Origin of the sequence: Streptomyces sp. NPDC051320, from assembly GCF_040682175.1 — a bacterium.
Classification (GTDB): Bacteria; Actinomycetota; Actinomycetes; order Streptomycetales; family Streptomycetaceae; genus Streptomyces.
Genome location: NZ_JBFBAL010000011.1, coordinates 236,931 through 256,709 on the forward strand (window position 1 = coordinate 236,931; position 19,779 = coordinate 256,709).

The following is a 19,779-nucleotide window of genomic DNA, read 5'->3' on the forward strand; positions in this document are numbered from 1 at the left end:
ATTGTTTTACCCGCAGGCCCCCGCTGCGGCGTCGGTTCCCCTGAAAGTGGGCTGGGGGCTGGCTGTCTTCTTCTCGCTTCCCTCCCGCCCGCCGTCCGACGAGGCGCTCGCCGACGGGTCCGGCGAAGCGCTCGCGGAGGCGTCGGCACGGCCGTGGCTGATCACTATCGGGGTGTCGTCGCGCAGCAGCTGGAAGAGCTTCTTCGCGGCCGGCTGCTTGAGCTGGTCCCGGTTCGGGTCGGAGGTGTACGGCTCCCGCGGCACGGTCAGAAACTTGATGTTCTGCGTCGGGATGTCCCGGACCCGCCGTGTCAGGTCGTACAGGTCCTTGAGCGTGTCCAGTCCCGGGTCCGTGGTGAGCGACTTGGTCGCCGCGTCGAGCACCGGGTAGAGCCGGGTCGGATTGAGCAGTACCCCGTTGCTCTGCACCTTCTTCACCAGCGAGCCCAGGAACTGCTGCTGGCGGTCCATGCGTTCGGTATCGCTGCCGTTGCCGATGGAGTGCCTGGCACGGACATAACCGAGGGCCTGCTCACCGTTCAGCGTCTGGCGACCGGCCGGGAGCTTCAGGTGCGCGTCCTTGTCGTCGACCGGTTTCCTGAGACAGACCTGGACCCCGTCGACGGCGTCCACCATGCCCTTGAACCCTTCGAAGTCGATCACCATGTAGTGGTCTATGCGGACGCCCGTCATCTTCTCGACCGTGCGCACGGTGCACGCCGTCCCGCCGAACTCGAACGCCCAGTTGAACTGCGCGAACTGCTGCTTGGTACGGGTACTGTCCGGCTTGGCGCAGCTGGGGATGGTGGTCATCAGGTCGCGGGGGATCGAGACGGCCGTAGCGTTCTGCTTGTCCGCCGACAGGTGCAGCACGATCGTGGTGTCGGAGCGCTGCGTCCCCGAATCCCTGCCGTACTTCTTGTTCTCTCCCGAGCGCGAGTCGGAGCCGATCAGCAGGATGTTCTCCGCCCCGGCGGCGACCGGCGTCGGACGCTCCTTCTCGTAGGTCCGCAGCTCCGCCGTCGCGGCGTTGTCCGTCCTGATGTTGCGGTCGAGCTTGTGGTAGAACCACCAGCCGGTGCCCGCGGTGGCGAGGACCACGACCGAGACGCCGACCGCGGTCCAGCGCAGCCAGTGCCGCTTCCGTCCGACGGGGGGCAGGACGGGTGCCGCCGGGTCACCTTCCGGCGCATCCTTCTGCCGCTCGTCGTCGGGCTTGCCGGCACTGTCCGTCACGTCTGCGTCCATCCTTCACGGAGTCGGCGACGCGCTGGGTCGCCGGTCGAACGGATAGACGACTGAACCCCGCGCTTGGTTGTGCTCTCTCCCGATCATGTACCTGTGAGTGTGTGTCTCCTTGAGGACTCGGCACGCTTGGGCCGGACGAGTGGCGTTTCCGCCGCCGGGTTTCCGTTCGCGGCTACGCCACGGAGTGCGTGACCCGCTCGCTTTCGACGCGCTTCGCCAGGCCGTCCGGCGCGAGCTCCGTCAGGTTGCGGCAGAGCACCACGGAGGCACCCGCTGCCAGCGGAGCGAAGAGCCCGGCGGACAGGCCGTCCCAGCTGTCGTACGGACGGCCCGACAGGAGCCGTGCGCCGGGGGTGAGTCCGAGCGCGGCCGCGTCCTCGCGGGCCCTCCCGACCAGTTCCGCGCCGGACAACCGGACTCCGCCCACCGTGAGCGCTGTCGCGTCCGGGTCCACCGGGGCGTACGGAGCGAAGCGGTCGCCCTGCGCGGGCACCTCCACCGCGTAATCGGCGAACCCGGCCGGCGTCTGCGGGAAGCGGCCGCCCAGCGGCCGCAGGGCCAGCGCGACCCGCTCCCCGCCGCAGGCCCGCGCCCGGTCCAGCGTGTCGGGGCCGCTCACCACCACATCGGCCTGCGCCGGATCGCCGTCGATTTCCGCGACCACGCCCACGGACGAACAGGCGAGCAGCCAGACGGCGCTCTGCCAGTGCGCCGGGAGCAGCAGCGTGAGCCGGTCGCCCGGCCCGGCGGCGAGCTCGCCCTGGAGCAGATTCGCGGTCTTGGCCACCCAATTGGCGAAGGTCGCGACAGAAAGTTCGACGCGCTCGCCGGTGGCGTCGTCGTAGAAGGTGACCAGGGGGCGGGCCGGGTCCGCAGCGAGTGCGGATCGCAGCAGGTCGGCGGGGGTGCGGTCGCTGGAAGTCATCTGCGCAAGGGTACGCGGCGGGGCGGGCCGGAGGCTGCCTTGCGGGCGGATCACGCTCGCCGGAACGGCCGATGGGCCGTCAGTTTCTGGATGGACACGGTTATCTGACTATGACGAGGATTGCGGGTATGCGTTCACTTATGTCCTCTGCTGTCCTGTCCGTCTCGATCACCGTGGTGTCTGCCGCCGCGCTGGCCCTGCCGCTCGCCGCACCGGCCGGCGCTGCGACATCGGCCGCCAGGGTGTCCGCAGCCGGGGTCCCCGGTTCCACGCAGTCGCTGCGGCTCACCCCCCTCGCCTCCTCCGACCGTTCGTCGGTGGCCACCGTCGTTGGGCTGCCCCAGCGGTCCGTCACAACGTTCTCGCTGGTCGGCGTGGTCTGGGACGACCCGAAGGCCGCGCTCGACGGCAGCGCCCAGGTCCGGACCCGGCCGGTGGGCTCCAGCACCTGGACCGGCTGGCAGAACATCGAGATCCACAACGACGACCATGCCGCCGACCCCGGCACCGCGGAGGCCGACGCCCCCACCGTGCACGGCTCCACCGCCCCGCTCTGGGTGGGCCCTTCCAACGGTGTGCAGCTACGGGTCCAGCAGCACAAGCCGACGTCCGCACGGGCCACCGTGACCCCGCTCCCGCACGGGCTGCACCTCGACCTCGTCGACCCCGGGCCCGACCCCGCTCCGCAGAGCGCCGCCGATGCCCCGGCGGCCGGCAGCGCGGCCCGCGCGAGCTCCGAGGCGAACGCCGGGCTCGCGCCGCTCGGTGCGACCAGAATCCCGGCGCTCAGGAAGGAGGCCACCGAGAAGGCGCTGAACGACGCCACGAAGACCACCCCCGCCCCGGGCACCATGGGCACCGCACACACCACCGGCTTCAAGGCCTCGTTCATCGGACCCCGCCCGGACATCATCACCCGAAAGGGCTGGGGCGCCGACGAGAGCATCAGAGAAGGCAGCTTCCTCTACACCGACACGGTCAAGGCCGCCTTCATCCACCACACCGCGACCGGCAACAACTACACCTGCGCGCAGGTACCCTCACTGCTGCGGGGTATCTACCGCTACCACGTGAAGAGCAACGGCTGGCGGGACATCGGCTACAACTTCGCGATCGACAAGTGCGGCACCATCTACGAAGGCCGCGCTGGCGGGGTGGCCAAGCCGGTGATGGGCGCCCACACGCTCGGCTTCAACACCGACACCACCGGAATCGCGGTCCTCGGCACCTTCTCCACAGCCGACCCGCCCAAGGCCGTGACGGACGCTCTGACCGATCTCACCGCCTGGAAGCTCGGACTGACCGGCGCCAACCCGGGCGGCAAGGCCACGCTGACCTCCGGTGGCGGCAACCGCTACCCGAAGGGCAGCAAGGTCAGCCTCGACGTGATCTCCGGACACCGCGACGGTTTCGCGACCGAATGCCCGGGAGCGCGTCTCTACAGCGAACTCGGCGCGATCCGCACCGCGTCCGCCCTGGCACAGGGCCGCTGACCGCGGCCGCCCGAGTACAGGGCCGCTGACCGCGACAGCGATCCGCACCTCTGCCCGCAACGGCCCGGTCCCCTCTGCATACACTGGCCAGCCCGTGAACGGCCGACCCCAGCAGGAAGCAGAGACGTCAAGGTGACAGAAGCGATACTCCTGGTCGGCGGCAAGGGCACGCGGTTGCGCCCGCTCACGGTCAACACCCCCAAACCGATGGTTCCGGCGGCGGGAGTCCCCTTCCTCACCCACCAGTTGGCGCGGGCCCGGGCCGCCGGAATCGACCACATCGTGCTGGCCACCTCCTATCTCGCGGAGGTCTTCGAGCCGTACTTCGGCGACGGGTCCGCACTGGGCCTGCACCTGGAGTACGTCACCGAGGACGAACCCCTGGGCACCGGCGGGGCCATCCGCAATGTCGCCTCGCGGCTGCACTCCGGCCCGGACGAGCCGGTGCTGATCTTCAACGGGGACATACTCACCGGCCTGGACATCGGCGCCCTCGTCACCACCCACGAGACGTCCGGCGCCGACGTCTCGCTCCATCTCACCCGGGTCGAGGATCCCCGCGCCTTCGGCCTGGTGCCGACCGACAGCACCGGCCGGGTGACGGCGTTCCTGGAGAAGCCGCAGACGCCGGAGGAGATCGTCACCGACCAGATCAACGCCGGCGCCTATGTCTTCAGACGCTCGGTCATCGACACCATCCCCACCGGCCGACCGGTCTCGGTGGAACGCGAGACGTTCCCCGATCTGCTGGTCGCCGGTGCCCACCTCCAGGGCATGGTCGACTCGACGTACTGGCTCGACCTCGGCACCCCGCAGGCCTTCGTCCGGGGCTCCGCCGACCTGGTACTGGGCCGCGCACCGTCCCCCGCGGTGGCGGGCCGCTGCGGTGACCGGCTGGTGCTCGACACCGCGTCGGTCGCCGTCGACGCCAAACTCACCGGCGGCACCGTGATCGGCGCCGGCGTGGTGATCGGCCCGGGCGCCCGGATCGACGGCAGCACGGTGCTGGACGGTGCGGTCGTCGAGGCGGGCGCGGTGCTGGCCGACTCGCTGATCGGCGCCGGGGCGCGGATCGGTGCCCGTACGGTGCTGTCCGGTGTGGTCATCGGGGACGGCGCACGGGTGGGCGCCGACAACGAGCTGCGCGCGGGGGTGCGGGTCTGGTGCGATGCGGTCCTGCCGGACGCGTGCGTGCGTTTCTCGTCGGACCAGTAGCCTCTACCGGGTGGCAGGACGTTTCATCGCGAGGCGCGGCCCCGCCGACCTCGGACTGGTCCTCGGGGTGCTCCGTCGCGGCCAGGGGGACCCCACCTTCCGGGTGACCCCGGACGGTGCCGTCTGGCGCGCCAGCCGTACCCCCGAGGGCCCCGGCACCTTGCGGGTCGCGGATGACGGCGCGGAGGCCTGGGGCCCCGGTGCGGACTGGCTGCTCACGCAACTCCCCGCCTTCCTGGGGGAGTTGGACGACCATGCCGCGTTCGTGCCACGGCACAGGCTGCTCGCCGACGTACACCGCCGGCACCCGGATCTCCGGCTCTGCCGCACCGGTCTGGTGCTGGAATCGCTGATCCCGTCGATCCTCGAGCAGAAGGTCACGGTGAACGAGGCGTACCGGGCCTGGCGCCTCCTGGTCCGGAAATTCGGCACCCCGGCGCCCGGCCCCGCCCCCGAGCACATGCACGTCATGCCGGACCCGCGGACCTGGTCACTCATCCCGTCCTGGGAATGGCACCGCGCGGGTGTCGACAACAAGCGCGCATCGACCATCCTGCGAGCGGTACGGGTCGCCCGCCGCCTGGAGGAAGCCGCCGCGATGCCCCTGGCCGAGGCGGTCCGCCGCCTGGAACTCATCGCCGGCATCGGCCCCTGGACCTCCGCGGAAACCCTCCAGCGATCCATCGGCGCCCCCGACGCGGTGACCGTCGGTGACCTGCATCTCCCCGGCATCGTCGGTTACGCGCTCACGGGCCGCCGGGGTGTGGACGACGCGGGGATGCTGGAACTGCTGGAGCCGTACGCCGAGTCCGGGCAGCGGCATCGGGCCGTACGGTTCATTCTGCTGACGGGGCGGGTGCCGGGGAGGCGCGTGCCCAAGATGCCACGGGTGGACATCGCGCGGCTGTGACCCCCGGGGGCTCCGCCCCGGACCCCGCTCCTCAAGCGCCGGAGAGGCTGGACAGCACAATCAAGCCCGTCCATGGGCCCCTCCGTGGGGGTCCCGCCGGACGGAGTGTGGGGGGAGGTAGCTGGGGGAGATGGAGGACAAACGGGGGCGGAGCCCCCGCAGGGCCCGCACACCTCACCGCACCACGACGAACGCCTCCGCGTCCCGCGCCCCCCGGGCCGGAGCCGCGGCGGCGGGATGGCCCACCGCCACCGCCCCCATCGGCTCCCACTCGGCCGGCAACGACAGCGCGTCCCGTACGACGTCCCGGCAGAACATCGTCGAGGACACCCACGCCGACCCCAGCCGCTCACCGGCGAGCGCCACCAGGAAGTTCTGCACCCCCGCTCCCGTCGCGACGACGAACATCTCGCGCTCCGCCGCATCTCGCCGAGCGTGCCCGTAGGTGTGGGAGCCGTCCATCACCATGCACGGCACCACCAGGTACGGCGCCCGCCGCAGCACATCGCCCCGGCGCACCCGCTTGGCGATCGACTCCTCCGATTTGCCGTCGCGCCGCAGATCCGCGATCCAGGCGTCCCGCATCGCGTCGAGCAACCGGATGCGGGACTCCGCGGACTCCAGCAGGACGAAGCGCCACGGGGTGGTGTGATGCGGCGCGGGGGCGGTGACGGCCGCGGCGACCGCGCGGCGTACCGCACCGGGGTCCACCGGTTCGTCGGTGAAATCACGGACCGTGCGCCGCTGGGTGACCGCCTCGCGTACCGCCTCCGAGGTACCGAGCCGGAACATGTCGTCGGCGGCGATCCGTACCATCGCGGCGGCGCCCTCGTCCGTGGGGGCGACGACATGGGGGAGACCGCGGACCACCGCGACGGGAAGGCCCGCCGCCTTGCCCTTCACCAGGTCGCCCGCCGCGGCGAGTTCATCGGCGGTGGCGACGACCGTGGCGCTGAGCGGATTGCCGTGCGCGTCCGTGCCGCCGCGCAGGTCATCGAGCACCCGGACTCCGGCGGCCCCGATCGCCACATCGGTGAGCCCGTTGCGCCACGGCCGCCCGAAGGTGTCCGTGACGACGACGCCCACGTCCACGCCCAGAGCGTCCCGCAGCCCCTCGCGGATCGCGCGCGCCGAACGGTCGGAGTCCTCCGGCAGCAGCAGTACGGTCCCGGCAGGGGTGTTCGAGGCGTCGACGCCGGCGGCGGCCATCACCAGGCCCTGCCGGTTCTCGACGATGCGGAGCGTGCCACGGCGGGCCACCACGCGTACCGTCTCGGCGTCGATGGCCTCTTCGCGGTCCGCCGCCCTGACGATCCGGCCCTCGGCCTTCGAAACGATCTTCGAGGTGACGAGGACGACATCGCCGTCGACGAGTCCCGGTGACGTGCCGGCGATCAGCTTGGCGAGGTCGTCGCCCGGTTGCACCTCGGGGAGCCCCGGCACGGCCCAGACGCGGTAGGAGGTCACACCCGTACCTCTTCCGCCAGCGCCAGCGCCTCGCGGGCCATCGCCGCCGTGGCGTCCAGGTCGGACATCATCAGCGGTACGGCGCGGCACCGGATCCCCGCTTCCTCGACCCGGCCGGCGGCGGATGCGTCGACGGTGTCGACGAGCCAGCCGTCCAGCAGGCCCGAACCGTAGTGCTCGGCGACCGCGGCTGCCGTGGACTCGACTCCGACCGCCGCGAGTACCTTGTCGGCCATCCCGCGCACGGGTGCGTCCCCGACGATCGGGGAGAGTCCGACGACGGGCACGCCCGCATCAGCGATCGCCTCACGGATGCCGGGCACCGCGAGGATGGTGCCGACCGAGACGACCGGGTTGGACGGCGGGAAGAGTACGACGTCGGCGGAGGCGATGGCCTCGAGCACTCCAGGCGCGGGCTTGGCCTGATCGGCGCCGACCGGGACCACGGCATGCGCCTCGACCGAGGCCCGCAGCCGCACCCAGTACTCCTGGAAGTGCACCGCCTTGCGCTCGCCGTCCACGTCGACCGCGACATGGGTCTCGACGCGGTCGTCCGACATGGGGATGAGCCGGACACCGGGCTGCCATCGCTCGCACAGCGCCTCGGTCACCGCGCTGAGCGGGTAGCCGGCGCTCAGCATCTGGGTACGCACGATGTGCGTGGCGAAGTCACGGTCGCCGAGGCCGAACCACTCGGGTCCGACTCCGTAGGCGGCGAGTTCCTCCTTCACGGCGAAGGACTCGTCGGTACGTCCCCAGCCCTGCTCCTCGTTGATGCCACCGCCAAGGGTGTACATCACCGTGTCGAGGTCGGGGCAGACCTTCAGCCCGAACAGATGGATGTCGTCACCGGTGTTACCGATGACGGTGATGTCCGCGTCGGGCGCGGCCTGTTTGAGGCCACGCAGAAATCGAGCACCACCGATACCGCCGGCCAGAACCACAATGCGCATGCGGACAGTGTGTCAGGCGTGGTGGTCGGGCCCGGGGCACCTCCCAGCGGTAGCTGGGGGAGGGGGCTGTCAGGCCACCCCTGATCCCATGAGGGAAGCCGGGGCACACCGGGCGTTGTGCATCGGCATCTCGGTCAGGCCCGGGAAGTAGACATGCAGGCTGACCGCCGGCTCCAGCGATTCGTTGACCACTTCGTGGGCGTAACCCGGGGCGAAAACCCTCTGTGTGCCCCCGCTCAGCGTGCGGGTGCCGCGTGCGCTGTGCTCGGTCAGCCGGCCTTCGAGGACGGTGAGCACACCGGAGGAGCGGCCGTGATCGTGCAGCCCGCTGCCCTGACCGGGGACCCAGCTGAGCAGCCAGACCTCGTAACCGAGTGGGGACCGGCCGGCCCGAGCGGAACCGGGGGCCTGGGGAACGCTGCGCAGCCGGTGATACCAGCGGGAGGTCGCGTCGTACTCGACGAGGTGCTCCCACTGGGAGCGGTCGGCGGCGATGGAGCGGGCGAGGCCGGCGAACTCGGCCACGGTGGCCGGGTGTTCGGGCGCGGGCCGGAGCAGATGCTGGACGGAGAGGATGTCGCCCGCGATCTGCAGGTCGCTCTCCGTGGACACGGGACGAGGGCCGACCGGGGTGCGGCCGCCGGTGGTGAGGCTGTTGCTGTTCATGGTGCGGGGGTTCCTCGGCGGTCAATGCGCTGGGTCGCAGGCCGGGCCGTCACGGAGCGTGCGGACGGTGCTGCGGGAAGGGCGCTGGAGCTTCAGTGGCTGGGAACAGTCAGTGGCTTCAACAGCTGGAACAGCAACAGCGTGCCTGGACAGCGCTGCGGAACCCACGCACGTGGGTTGCGGAGAGCGCTGCGGTCGCTGGCATGAGGTCAAGGAGAACGGCTCGAGGTCCGGTTGTCAACTCGATGGACGATTCGGCCGCAATGTTTCACCACATCCGGTTACTCCTTCCGGAGAAAGGTTTGTCCGGAAGGGCGGGTGGAGATGTGGCGCACCAAGTCCCGTCGTAAACGCTGCGGCACTCCCGTGATCGGACTGTGATCCGGGTCGCTTCCCCGGACGGGGCGCAACAAGATCGATCTCTGTGGCGTCTTCTCCCGATGAGTGGGAAGACGTGCGGGTGAGCCTGGGGCGCGTGTCAGGTTTTTAGTGATTTGAACACTTTCTGCCTAGCCTTGGTTCTGCAGAGTGAATAAGGGACCCAATAGCAGATCTCGGCTTGACTGGCTCGGATCACACGCTTGTAATTTCACTCGTGTCGTTCGGCCGAAATCGGTAGCGACAGCAACACGGGGACGCAAAGACGGACAAGGGGCGCACATGACCGAGCTGTTCCAGCAACTGCTGGTCGAGGACGCGGACGAGGAATTCGGCTGGCAGGAGCGCGCACTGTGTGCGCAGACAGATCCCGAGTCCTTCTTCCCCGAGAAGGGCGGTTCCACCCGCGAGGCCAAGAAGGTCTGTCTGGCCTGCGAGGTCCGCTCCGAGTGCCTCGAGTACGCCCTCGCCAACGACGAGCGGTTCGGGATCTGGGGAGGCCTGTCCGAGCGCGAGCGCCGGCGCCTGAAGAAGGCCGCCGTCTAGGTCCTGTCGCACGAACGCGACCACGAACGCGACCACGAACGCGACCACGAACGCGACCAGGAACGCGACCAGCGGGTCCGTCCGGGACGCCGGCGTATGTCGCACCGGACATGCGGAACATCCGGTCCGCCGCCCGTCCCCACCCGACGGGCGGCGGACCGCTGCCATAGCCAGCCGTTAGTGTGGGGCCCCGTCCGCGATGCACCAACGTCCCCAGGGGACGCGTGCGTCCACCGCATCCGCAACCCAGCCTTCCGGGGGGACCGACCCCCGGACCCCGGCCGGAGGGGCCCGTACCTCGATGTCCGTGCACAGCCAATCGACGGCCCCTCACGAGGCCGCAACGCCAGAGTTCCCGCGCCATGTCGTCACCGCCGTGCTCGTCTCACACGACGGCGCCCGCTGGCTGCCCGACGCGCTCGCCGGACTGCTCGGGCAGGAGCGCCCCGTGCAGAACGTGGTCGCGGCCGACACCGGCAGCGCCGACGCATCGGCGGTCCTGGTCACCGAAGCACTCGGCACCGAGCGCGTACTGCACCTCGCGCGCCGGACCGGTTTCGGCACCGCCGTCGACGAGGCGGTCCGCACGGCAGGCGTCCTCACCCCCGAGGAACTGCCGTATCTGAAGCGGCCCAGCGGCTGGGACCCGGTGAGCCGCAGCTGGCGCGACGACGCCTACGACATGCCCGAACTGCCGCACGGCGAACCGGTGCAGTGGCTCTGGCTGCTGCACGACGACTGCGCGCCCGCCCCGGACGCGCTCGCCGAACTGCTGCGGGTCGTCGAGAACGACCCGCAGGCCGCCGTCGTCGGACCGAAACTCCGCGGCTGGTACGACCGCAAGCAACTGCTCGAGGTCGGCGTCTCGATCGCCAACAGCGGACGGCGCTGGACCGGGCTGGACCGGCGCGAGCAGGACCAGGGGCAGCACGACCAGGTGCGCTCGGTGCTCTCCGTTTCGACCGCCGGAATGCTCATCAGACGGGACGTCTGGGAGCAACTGGGCGGCTTCGACCGGCGGCTGCCGCTGATGCGCGACGACGTCGACCTGTGCTGGCGGGCCCACGCCGCGGGGCACCGGGTCGTGATCGCGCCCGACGCCGTACTGCGGCACGCGGAGGCCTCGGCGCGCGAACGCCGACCGATCGACTGCGTCGGACGTTCCTCCCGCCCGTCGCCCGACCGCCAGCCCTCATCGACGCGCTTCGCGCGACGCGGCGCATCCCCGCACCGTGTGGACAAGGCGGGCGCCGTCTACACCCTGCTCGCCAACACCCGGGGCAGCGGCCTGCCCTACGTGCTGCTGCGCCTGGTCCTGGGCACGCTGCTGCGGGTGATGGCGTATCTGGTCGGCAAGGCGCCCGGCCAGGCGCTCGACGAAGTCGCCGGGTTCATGGGCACCGTGCTGCGCCCCGAGCGGATCCTCGCCGCCCGGCGCAGACGCGGTGCCGGCACGGTCGACGCCGGCGAGCTGCGGCCGCTCTTCCCGCCGCCGGGTGCCACCGTCAGGGCCACCGCCGAGCAGGTCGTGAGCCATTTCGGCGGTAGCTCCGACGTGGAAGCAGGCGGGTCGCGGCACGGCGCCGTCGAGTCGGGGCCCGGTGGGGACGACGCCGACTTCCTCGAGGTCGAACAGTTCGCGCGGCTGAAGCGGCTGGCCCGTAAACCGGGACCGGTGCTCTTCGCCGTACTGCTGCTGGTCTCCCTCGTCGCCTGCCGGCAACTGCTCGGCTCCGGCGCGCTCGCGGGCGGCGCGCTGCTGCCCGCACCCGAACACGTCTCGGAGTTGTGGGACCGTTACGCCGACGCCTGGCACCCCTTCGGCACCGGCGGCACGCAGACCGCGCCACCCTATCTGGCCGTCATCGCCGCCCTGGCGGCTGTGCTGTTCGGACATATCGGGCTCGCACTCACCGTCTTGCTGGTCTGCTCGGTGCCGCTGGCCGGACTGACCGCCTACTTCGCCTCCCGTCCGGTCACCGAATCCCGGCTGCTGCGGGCCTGGGGCGCCATCGCCTACGCCTTCCTGCCGGCCGCCACCGGCGCGCTGGCCTCCGGTCGGCTCGGCACCGCCGTACTGGCCGTGCTGCTGCCGCTGATCGCCCGTTGCGCGGTGTCCGCGGCCGGTCTGAGCGGGGCGCGCGGAAGCTGGCGGGCCGTCTGGGCGTACACCTTCCTGCTGACCCTCGCGATGGCCTTCACGCCGATCGTCTGGCCGCTCGCGCTGGTGCTGGGGATCGTCGTGCTGGCGCTGAACCGGGCCGACATCACGGCGTACGGACTGCGGTTCATCGCGGTGATCGCCACCCCGCTGCTGGTGCTGGCGCCCTGGTCGCTCTCGTTGCTCGGCTCGCCCTCCGCCTTCTTCCGGGAAGCGGGGATGGAGTTCGGCAAGGGCTCCGCGTCCGCCCTCGACCTGCTGGGGATGAGCCCCGGTGGACCCAAGGCGGCGGGCGGCGTGCTGCTGGTGGGCGTGGTGCTCGCGGCCCTGGCCGCCCTGCTGCGCGGCGAGCGGCAGTTCGCGATCCGCAGTGCCTGGGCCGTCGCCCTGGTCGCCCTGGTCTTCTCGGTCCTCGCCAACAACTCGGGCTGGGCCGGACCCGCCACGCTGGTCTACGGCATCGCCCTGCTGGCCGCCGCGGTCATCGGCGCCGAAGGCGCACGCGAGCGCGTCGCCACTCAGAGCTTCGGCTGGCGCCAGCCGGTCGCCGGGCTGATCGCCGTCGCCGCCGTGCTGGCACCGCTGATCGCCGCCTTCACCTGGATGATCAGCGGCGCGGACGGCCCGCTCGAACGGCGTGACCCGGTGCAGGTTCCGGCCTTCGTCGCCGAGGAGAGCGGTACCCGCGACCAGCCCCGCACCCTGGTGATCGGCGGAAAATCGTCGGCGGAGGTCGGGTACACGCTGGTCCGTGGTTCGGGCGGCCGACTCGGCGACGCCGAGCTCGCCCGTTCGGGCGGTGGCAGCCCCCGGCTCGACAAGATCGTGGCCAACCTGGTTGCCGGATCGGGCGCCGACCAGTCCACCCAGCTCAGCGGCTACGCCGTGCGGTACGTACTGGTCCGGGACGGTGTACCGGCCCGGACGAGCCGGGTGCTGGACGCCACCCCGGGGCTAAGCCGGCTGAGCCAGCTCGACGGCAGCGCACTGTGGCGGGTCGACCGGCAGGTCGCACGGGCCACGATCGTCTCCGGTACGTCGAGCTCATCCCCGGACGCCGCCGAGCCGCAGTCCGTCGCGGCCGGCCCGGTGGACATCCACACGACCGTCCCGGCCGGCGCGTCGGGACGGGTGCTGCGCATCGCGGACGCGGTGGCTCCGGGCTGGCAGGCCACCCTGGACGGCCGCCCGTTGACCGCCACCACCGTCGACGGCTGGGCGCAGGGATTCCGGCTGCCCGAGAAGGGCGGCCGGCTCGACCTCACCTACGACACCCCGGTCACCCATACGGCGTGGGTCTGGATCCAGTGCCTGTTCGCCGTCGTACTGCTGGTCCTCGCCCTGCCCGGCCGCCGTACCGAGGTCGACGACGACCTGCCGGAGGAGGAACTCCCCGCAGCGGCCGCGCCCGCCGACGGGGAGGGACGCAGGGCCCGCCGACTGCGTGCCGCGGCATTGGCCGAGGGCGCCGAAGATTCCGAGCCGGAAGCGGGCCCGGATCCCACACCTGCGCCCGGCGGCGACTTCGAGCCGCAGTACGGGGCGGAGGTGCCTCAGCAGCCCGCATACGGTGAGTGGGAGCAGCCCGCGCAGCCCGCGTACCAGACGGCCGAGTACCCGCAGTACGCGGCGCCGGACCAGTACGCGGCACCCGACCCGTACGCGGCGCCGGACCAGTACGGAAACGAGCCGTACGGGGGCGAGCAGTACGCCGACCAGTACGGCAACGGTCAGTACCCCGGCAGGCAGTATGCCGACGAGCAGGCCGGCCACCAGCAGTACGACGCCGGCCGGCCACCGGGCGCCACCTACGACGACGGCAGTTACCAGGACGGCGGCTACCCGGGCGATCCGTACCAGCAGCAACAACCCCCGCAGGACGGCTCCTACGATCCGTACGGCTACCCGCAGCCCCCGCGACCGCCCCACCCCCCGTACCCCGACGAGAACGAGCACCGCCCCGACGGGAGCAACCAGTGAACCGCACCGCACTCGCCCTCGCCGCGGCCGTCACCGCCCTGGTGGCGATCACCGGATTCGCCTCGCTCACCGCGCCGTCGGGCAGCGACCCGACCGTGACGAAGGCGGCAGCCCGGCTGCCCGTCGAGCGCTCCAGCCTGCTCTGCCCGGCGCCCAGCACCTCGGACTTGGCGGAGACCACCTACACCTCCTTCACGCCCGCCGGTAAGGGCAGCGGGGCGACGGGCACGGCTCAGCTGCTGCCGTCCACCACCGACGACGGCAAGAAGGGCAAGGGAAGCAAGAAATCGGCGTCGGACAAGCCGCTGGTGTCGCTCAAGGAGCCTGAAAAGCCCGTCACCGACGACGAGTCGGGCGGCGAGACGCCCGCCCTCATCGGTTCGGCCGACGGCCGCCTGGCCCCGGGCTGGGCCACCCAGCAGACCACCACGGTCGATGCGGGCAGCTCACGCGGTGTGCTCGGAACCAGCTGCACCGCCCCGGACACCGACTTCTGGTTCCCCGGCGCGAGCACATCGGCGGACCGCCAGGACTACGTCCATCTCACCAACCCGGACGACACCGCCGCGGTCGCCGACATCGAGCTCTACGGCAAGGACGGGGCGATCAAGTCCGATGTGGGGGAAGGCATCACCATCCCGGCCCGGTCATCCGTCCCCGTGCTGCTCTCCACCCTGGCGCCGGATCCGGCCGACAACGTGACCGTTCACGTCAGCACCCGTACCGGCCGGGTCGGCGCGGTGGTGCAGTCCATGGAGGACAAGGTGGGCAGCGACTGGCTGTCGGCATCGGCCTCCCCGGCCGGAAAACTGGTGCTGCCGGGTATCCCGGCGGACGCCACATCAGTGCGCCTGGTCGCCTTCGCGCCCGGGTCGGACGACGCGGATCTGAAGATCCAACTGGCCGCGGAGGACGGCACGATCACCCCGGCCGGCCACGAAAGCCTGCACCTCAAGGCCGGCATGACGGCCGCCGTCGACCTCGGTGATCTCACCCAGGGCATCGCCGGCTCCCTGGTCCTGTCGCAGGACGGTGGCGGGAAAGCGGTGCCGTTCGTGGCCGCGCTGCGCGTGGTGCGCGGCAAGGGCAGCAAACAGGAAGTGGCTTTCATCCCGGCGACCGGCCCGGTCGGCGAGCGGGCCACCGCGGCCGACAACCGGTCCAAGGGGTCGGTGCTCTCGCTGACCGCGCCCGGTGCGACGGCGAAGGTGAAGGTCACGGCGTCGACGGGCAGCGGCGGCGGTGAACCGGTCGTCAAGACCTACGTCGTGAAGGGCGGCACCACGCTCGCCACGAAGCCACCGGTGCCGTCCGGGCTCAAGGGCTCGTACGCACTGACGGTCGAGCCCCAACCGGGCGGCGGCCCGGTCTACGCGGCGCGCACCCTGGAGCTCCCCAAGGAAGGCATCCCGATGTTCACCGTGCAGACGCTGCCCGACGATCGCGGGACCGTCTCGGTGCCAACGGCTCGGCAGGATTTGTCGCTGCTCAACAACTGAGGTCCTGCCGGACTGCCGGTGCGGACGTCAGCCCCGGCAGTACGGATGTCAGTCCTGAGCCGTACCGCTGTCAGTCCCGGCCGTAGAGTTGTCAGTCCTGGCCGTACAGCGGGTCCACCGACTCCGGTGCCAGGCCCAGCAGTTCGGCGACCTGCTCGACGACGACCTCGTGCACCAGCAGGGCCCGCTCGTCGCGGTTCTTGGTGCGGATCTCGACGGGCCGCCGGTAGACGACGATCTGCGCGGGCCGGCTCTTGGCGGCCGGGACCGCCGCTCCGAGCGGTACGGAGGCGTCGCCCGGCCACTCGTCGGGGCGGTCCGGGCTGTCCGTACGGGGCACGTCGAGCACCAGGAAATCCACCTCGGACAACTGTGGCCAGCGCCTTTCCAGCCGCTCGACGGAGTCCTGCACCAGATCGCGGAAGGTCTCCGCCCGGCTCGCGGAAAGCGGCACCTGCGGTGGCGCGACAGGGCCGCGCATACCGCGGCCGTGCCGGTCGCGACGGCGCGGCCGGGGCTCGGTCGGCGGGGTCGGTAGGGAGCTGTCCATCACTGACGCAGCGTAGCTCTCCGGGCGAACCGGCGAAGCGGGATGCCCGGCCACCCACCGCGATGTCACGGAATGCGCATTCCGGACATGACTTCGATCGGTTGGCCGACTGCTTTCGATCGGGTATCTCGCGGAGCGTGACTGGAATTCGCCGAACGCCGGTCGGGTTCGGTTCAGCCACTCCCTGTGCACGCCCGGTAGCCGTGCAGGTCAAGTGAGTTGCCCAGGGTGCCCGGGGAAGAGAGATCAGGCCACGACACGGTGGGGTGACGCCGGGGCGCGTCGTCGCGGCCCGCTCAAGAGTGCGGTACGGTCCCATACCGTGAGCCCTGTACGTCGCTGTTCTCGCACTGCGTGCGGCCGCCCCGCCGTCGCGACGCTGACGTACGTCTACGCCGATTCGACCGCGGTCCTCGGCCCCCTCGCCACCTATGCCGAGCCGCACTGCTACGACCTGTGCGCCGAGCACAGCGAGCGGCTGACCGCTCCGCGCGGCTGGGAGGTCGTCCGTCTCACCGACGGTTCCGCGCCCGCCAGGCCCAGCGGGGACGACCTCGAAGCCCTCGCCAACGCGGTACGGGAAGCAGCCAGGCCGCACGACCGTGCGGCCGACCCGGGTGGCGGACGGACGGCCAACCCGGTCGAGGCCGGGCGCCGCGGACATCTTCGGGTGCTGCGGTCCCCGGAACCCTGAGCCCCGGCCGCCGGAGCCCCGCCCTGAGCTGAAGCCGGGGCGCTCGGCCCTTCCCCCCTGCGGGTAGTTTGATGGACCCGAAGCGGATCTCAGGAGGACCGAAGTGGCTGCTGCCGTCGACCTGTCGCAGGTCGTGAAGGCGTACGACGTACGCGGAGTCGTCCCCGACCAGTGGGACGAGTCGGTGGCCGAGCTGCTCGGCGCCGCGTTCGTGCAGGTGACGGACGCCTCGGCGATCGTGGTGGGCCACGACATGCGCCCCTCGTCACCCGGCCTGTCCGCAGCCTTCGCCCACGGCGCTGCCGCCCGGGGGGCCGACGTCACGCTCATCGGCCTCTGCTCGACGGACCAGCTGTACTTCGCCTCCGGCCAACTCGGTCTGCCCGGCGCGATGTTCACCGCCTCGCACAACCCGGCGCAGTACAACGGCATCAAGATGTGCCGGGCCGGCGCGTCACCGGTCGGCCAGGACACCGGCCTGACCGAGATCCGTACGCTGGTCGAGGACTGGTCGGTCACCGGCGCCCCGGCGGCTGCCCGCAACCCCGGAACCGTCACCGCACGCGACACCCTGAACGACTACGCGGAACACCTGCGCTCCCTGGTGGACCTGACCGCGATCCGTCCCCTGAAGGTCGTGGTGGACGCGGGCAACGGCATGGGCGGTCATACGGTCCCCACCGTCCTCGCGCCGCTGCCGCTCGATGTCGTACCGCTCTACTTCGAGTTGGACGGAACCTTCCCCAACCACGAGGCGAACCCGCTGGACCCGGCGAACCTCGTCGACCTGCAGGCCCGGGTGCGGGCCGAGGGCGCGGACCTGGGCCTGGCCTTCGACGGGGACGCGGACCGCTGTTTCGTCGTGGACGAGCGGGGAGAAGGCGTCTCCCCCTCAGCGATCACGGCACTGGTGGCGGCCCGTGAGCTCGCCAAGCACCCCGGCGGCACGGTGATCCACAACCTGATCACCTCCTGGACCGTCCCCGAGGTCGTGCGGGAGAACGGCGGCCGCCCGGTCCGTACCCGGGTCGGGCACTCCTTCATCAAGCAGGAGATGGCCACCACCGGCGCGATCTTCGGCGGCGAGCACTCCGCCCACTACTACTTCCGCGACTTCTGGAACGCCGACACCGGCATGCTCGCCGCCCTGCACGTGCTGGCCGCGCTGGGCCACCAGTCCGGCACCCTGTCGTCCCTGGTGGCCCAGTACGACCGCTACACCGGTTCGGGCGAGATCAACTCCACGGTCACCGACCAGCAGGCCCGAATCGACGCGGTCCGGGCGAGCTACGCCGGTCTGCCCGGCGTCACCACCGACGAGCTGGACGGCCTGACGGTGACGTCGCAGGACTGGTGGTTCAACCTCCGCCCGTCCAACACCGAGCCGTTGCTGCGCCTCAATGTGGAGGCCCGGGACGAGCCGACCATGGCCAAGGTGCGGGACGACGTTCTGCAACTGGTCCGCGCCACCTGAGGCGGAATCGCCGGCGTCCGCCGATGCGGGATCGGCGGCGTCGGCTCACGTGGCATCGCCCGGAGTCCGTCAACCGCGCCGACACCCCGCACCGCCCCCGCCCCGGCGGTACGCTGACCAGGCCCAAACCGTATGTTCGAAGGGACCACCCCATGCCGCTCGAAGCCGGCCTTCTGGAGATCCTCGCCTGCCCGGTCTGTCACGCACCGTTCAACGACCAGTCGGCAGCCGAGGAGAACCCCGAGCTGATCTGCACCGGCAAGGACTGCGGCCTCGCCTACCCCGTCAGGGACGGCATTCCCGTACTCCTCGTCGACGAAGCACGCCGCCCGGCCTGACCACCGCCGGCGGGCAGTCGCACCGCCCGCGGACCCCCCGTGCCGCCGTGCCTCACCGGCGCGGCAGCCGCGTTACCGTACCCGCAAGGTGAATCGGAGGCAGACCCCGATGCTCGACGAGTCGTTGCTCGACGCCCCGGAGGCGCTGGCCCGAGCCGACCGCCGCGGGCTGCTCCGCGGCGCCGCCGAGGCCGGAGCCCGCGTCCGCACCGCCGCCCGGCACGCCACCGAGGCCGGTCTCGCGGAGCTGAAACCGGAAGGGCGTCCGCGGGCCGTGCTGGTGGCCGGTGCGGGCACCGCCGCCAACGGCGTCGCCGATCTGCTCACCGCACTGGCCGGCGCATCGGCACCCGTCGTCCGGCTGGTGCCCACCGGTGTGGCGCCCGCCGCGGGCGCCCTGCGCTGGTCCCTGCCCGGCTGGACCGGCTCGGTCGACCTGCTGCTGATCGCCACCGCGGACGGCTCGGAGCCGGGCCTGGCGCTCCTCGCCGAGCAGGCGTACCGCCGCGGCTGCACGGTCGTCGCGGTGGCACCGCGCCGCTCCCCGCTGACCGAAGCGGTCGACGGGGTGCACGGCATGGTCGTACCGATGGCGACGGCGCCGTACGAGGAGGAGACCGAAGCGCCGTTCACCGGGGCCGGTTCCGGGGCGCTGTGGGCCCTCTTCACCCCGCTGCTCGTCCTGCTCGACCGGGTCGGCCTCGTCGCCGCTCCGCCCGAGACGCTCCAGCGGGTCGCCGACCGCCTCGACTCCACCGCGGAACGCTGCGGTCCGGCCGTCGCGACCTACAGCAACCCGGCCAAGACCCTCGCATCGGAGCTCGCGGACTCGCTCCCCCTGATCTGGACCGAGGGCACCGCCGCCGGACCGGCGGGCCGCCGTTTCGCCGCCGTGCTGACCGAGCTGGCCGGCCGCCCCGCCCTCGCCGCCGAGCTCCCCGAGGCGTTGCCCGCGCACGGCGCGCTGCTGGTGGGTGCGCTGGCGGGTGACACGGACCCGGAGGACTTCTTCCGCGACCGGGTGGACGAGCAACAGGCGCTGCATGCCCGAGTGGTGCTGCTCCGTGACCGGCCGGCCGGCGGTCTCAGCGCGGCCCCGGCAGCCCGCGAACTCGCCCTCGGCCAGGACACCGCCATCAGTGAGCTCGAACCGGAGGAGGGCAGCGAGCTCGAATCCCTCGCGGAACTGCTCGCCGTCACCGACTTCGCCGCCGTCTACCTGGCCCTCGCCGCCTCGGCCTGAAAGCCCCATCTGAAAGCCACCACCTGCAACGCCCCGGAA

Annotated in this window: 16 protein-coding genes; 10 read left to right on the plus strand and 6 right to left on the minus strand. The window is 71.6% G+C overall.

The window, feature by feature from the left end:
• Positions 1–6 precede the first annotated feature (6 nt).
• A complete protein-coding gene (locus tag AB0M87_RS24575; RefSeq protein ID WP_365856390.1) occupies positions 7–1,248 on the minus strand; it encodes an LCP family protein in 1,242 nt (413 codons plus the stop codon).
• Positions 1,249–1,420: 172 nt separating this feature from the next.
• Positions 1,421–2,173, minus strand: coding sequence for a TIGR03089 family protein (locus AB0M87_RS24580; protein ID WP_365856393.1), 753 nt, complete (start codon positions 2,171–2,173; stop codon positions 1,421–1,423).
• Between the two features lie 128 nt (positions 2,174–2,301).
• Here AB0M87_RS24580 and AB0M87_RS24585 point away from each other — a divergent pair, with 128 nt between their 5' ends.
• From AB0M87_RS24585 to AB0M87_RS24595, 3 genes are all read left to right on the plus strand, one after another.
• Positions 2,302–3,666: a peptidoglycan recognition protein gene (locus AB0M87_RS24585; RefSeq protein ID WP_365856395.1), complete on the plus strand. Its 1,365-nt coding sequence runs from the start codon at positions 2,302–2,304 to the stop codon at positions 3,664–3,666.
• A 132-nt stretch (positions 3,667–3,798) separates the two neighbouring features.
• Positions 3,799–4,881: an NDP-sugar synthase gene (locus AB0M87_RS24590; RefSeq protein WP_365856397.1), complete on the plus strand. Its 1,083-nt coding sequence runs from the start codon at positions 3,799–3,801 to the stop codon at positions 4,879–4,881.
• 10 nt (positions 4,882–4,891) lie between these two features.
• Positions 4,892–5,791: a DNA-3-methyladenine glycosylase 2 family protein gene (locus tag AB0M87_RS24595; RefSeq protein ID WP_365856399.1), complete on the plus strand. Its 900-nt coding sequence runs from the start codon at positions 4,892–4,894 to the stop codon at positions 5,789–5,791.
• A 174-nt stretch (positions 5,792–5,965) separates the two neighbouring features.
• Here AB0M87_RS24595 and AB0M87_RS24600 read toward each other — a convergent pair whose 3' ends face one another.
• The 3 genes from AB0M87_RS24600 to AB0M87_RS24610 form a co-directional block, all read right to left on the minus strand.
• Positions 5,966–7,258: a coenzyme F420-0:L-glutamate ligase gene (locus tag AB0M87_RS24600; protein WP_365856401.1), complete on the minus strand. Its 1,293-nt coding sequence runs from the start codon at positions 7,256–7,258 to the stop codon at positions 5,966–5,968.
• The gene (gene cofD / locus AB0M87_RS24605) at positions 7,255–8,211 is read right to left on the minus strand and encodes a 2-phospho-L-lactate transferase (RefSeq protein WP_365856403.1); all 957 of its coding nucleotides are present in this window, start codon (positions 8,209–8,211) and stop codon (positions 7,255–7,257) included. Before cofD ends, AB0M87_RS24600 begins: the two co-directional genes overlap by 4 nt.
• Positions 8,212–8,280: 69 nt before the next feature.
• Complete coding sequence (locus tag AB0M87_RS24610; protein WP_365856458.1) at positions 8,281–8,823, minus strand: cysteine dioxygenase family protein; 543 nt, start codon at positions 8,821–8,823, stop codon at positions 8,281–8,283.
• Between the two features lie 714 nt (positions 8,824–9,537).
• On the opposite strand from AB0M87_RS24610, the gene AB0M87_RS24615 reads away from it, so the two are divergent.
• The 3 genes from AB0M87_RS24615 to AB0M87_RS24625 all read left to right on the plus strand — a co-directional run bounded on the left by AB0M87_RS24615 (position 9,538) and on the right by AB0M87_RS24625 (position 15,441).
• Complete coding sequence (locus AB0M87_RS24615) at positions 9,538–9,801, plus strand: WhiB family transcriptional regulator (RefSeq protein ID WP_164266780.1); 264 nt, start codon at positions 9,538–9,540, stop codon at positions 9,799–9,801.
• Positions 9,802–10,102: 301 nt separating this feature from the next.
• Positions 10,103–13,942, plus strand: coding sequence for a glycosyltransferase (locus tag AB0M87_RS24620; protein WP_365856405.1), 3,840 nt, complete (start codon positions 10,103–10,105; stop codon positions 13,940–13,942).
• Complete coding sequence (locus AB0M87_RS24625; protein ID WP_365856407.1) at positions 13,939–15,441, plus strand: DUF5719 family protein; 1,503 nt, start codon at positions 13,939–13,941, stop codon at positions 15,439–15,441. Before AB0M87_RS24620 ends, AB0M87_RS24625 begins: the two co-directional genes overlap by 4 nt.
• A gap of 91 nt (positions 15,442–15,532) precedes the next feature.
• Here the strand turns inward: AB0M87_RS24625 and AB0M87_RS24630 are convergent, their stop codons facing one another.
• A complete protein-coding gene (locus tag AB0M87_RS24630) occupies positions 15,533–15,991 on the minus strand; it encodes a metallopeptidase family protein (protein WP_365856409.1) in 459 nt (152 codons plus the stop codon).
• Positions 15,992–16,313: 322 nt separating this feature from the next.
• On the opposite strand from AB0M87_RS24630, the gene AB0M87_RS24635 reads away from it, so the two are divergent.
• The 4 genes from AB0M87_RS24635 (at position 16,314) to AB0M87_RS24650 (ending at position 19,740) form a co-directional block, all read left to right on the plus strand.
• Complete coding sequence (locus AB0M87_RS24635) at positions 16,314–16,685, plus strand: DUF3499 domain-containing protein (RefSeq protein ID WP_365856411.1); 372 nt, start codon at positions 16,314–16,316, stop codon at positions 16,683–16,685.
• A gap of 103 nt (positions 16,686–16,788) precedes the next feature.
• The gene (locus tag AB0M87_RS24640; RefSeq protein WP_365856413.1) at positions 16,789–18,159 is read left to right on the plus strand and encodes a phosphomannomutase/phosphoglucomutase; all 1,371 of its coding nucleotides are present in this window, start codon (positions 16,789–16,791) and stop codon (positions 18,157–18,159) included.
• Positions 18,160–18,311: 152 nt separating this feature from the next.
• Positions 18,312–18,497, plus strand: coding sequence for a Trm112 family protein (locus AB0M87_RS24645; protein WP_365856415.1), 186 nt, complete (start codon positions 18,312–18,314; stop codon positions 18,495–18,497).
• A 109-nt stretch (positions 18,498–18,606) separates the two neighbouring features.
• Entirely contained in the window at positions 18,607–19,740 is a 1,134-nt protein-coding gene (locus AB0M87_RS24650) for an SIS domain-containing protein (RefSeq protein ID WP_365856460.1), read from the plus strand.
• Positions 19,741–19,779 lie beyond the last annotated feature (39 nt).

Coding starts and splice junctions, on each gene's coding strand:
- AB0M87_RS24575 (WP_365856390.1), bottom strand. CDS start 1,248: ATGGACGCAGACGTGACGGACAGTGCCGGCAAGCCCGACGACGAGCGG.
- AB0M87_RS24580 (WP_365856393.1), bottom strand. CDS start 2,173: ATGACTTCCAGCGACCGCACCCCCGCCGACCTGCTGCGATCCGCACTC.
- AB0M87_RS24585 (WP_365856395.1), top strand. CDS start 2,302: ATGCGTTCACTTATGTCCTCTGCTGTCCTGTCCGTCTCGATCACCGTG.
- cofD (WP_365856403.1), bottom strand. CDS start 8,211: ATGCGCATTGTGGTTCTGGCCGGCGGTATCGGTGGTGCTCGATTTCTG.
- AB0M87_RS24615 (WP_164266780.1), top strand. CDS start 9,538: ATGACCGAGCTGTTCCAGCAACTGCTGGTCGAGGACGCGGACGAGGAA.
- AB0M87_RS24620 (WP_365856405.1), top strand. CDS start 10,103: ATGTCCGTGCACAGCCAATCGACGGCCCCTCACGAGGCCGCAACGCCA.
- AB0M87_RS24630 (WP_365856409.1), bottom strand. CDS start 15,991: ATGGACAGCTCCCTACCGACCCCGCCGACCGAGCCCCGGCCGCGCCGT.
- AB0M87_RS24645 (WP_365856415.1), top strand. CDS start 18,312: ATGCCGCTCGAAGCCGGCCTTCTGGAGATCCTCGCCTGCCCGGTCTGT.
- AB0M87_RS24650 (WP_365856460.1), top strand. CDS start 18,607: ATGCTCGACGAGTCGTTGCTCGACGCCCCGGAGGCGCTGGCCCGAGCC.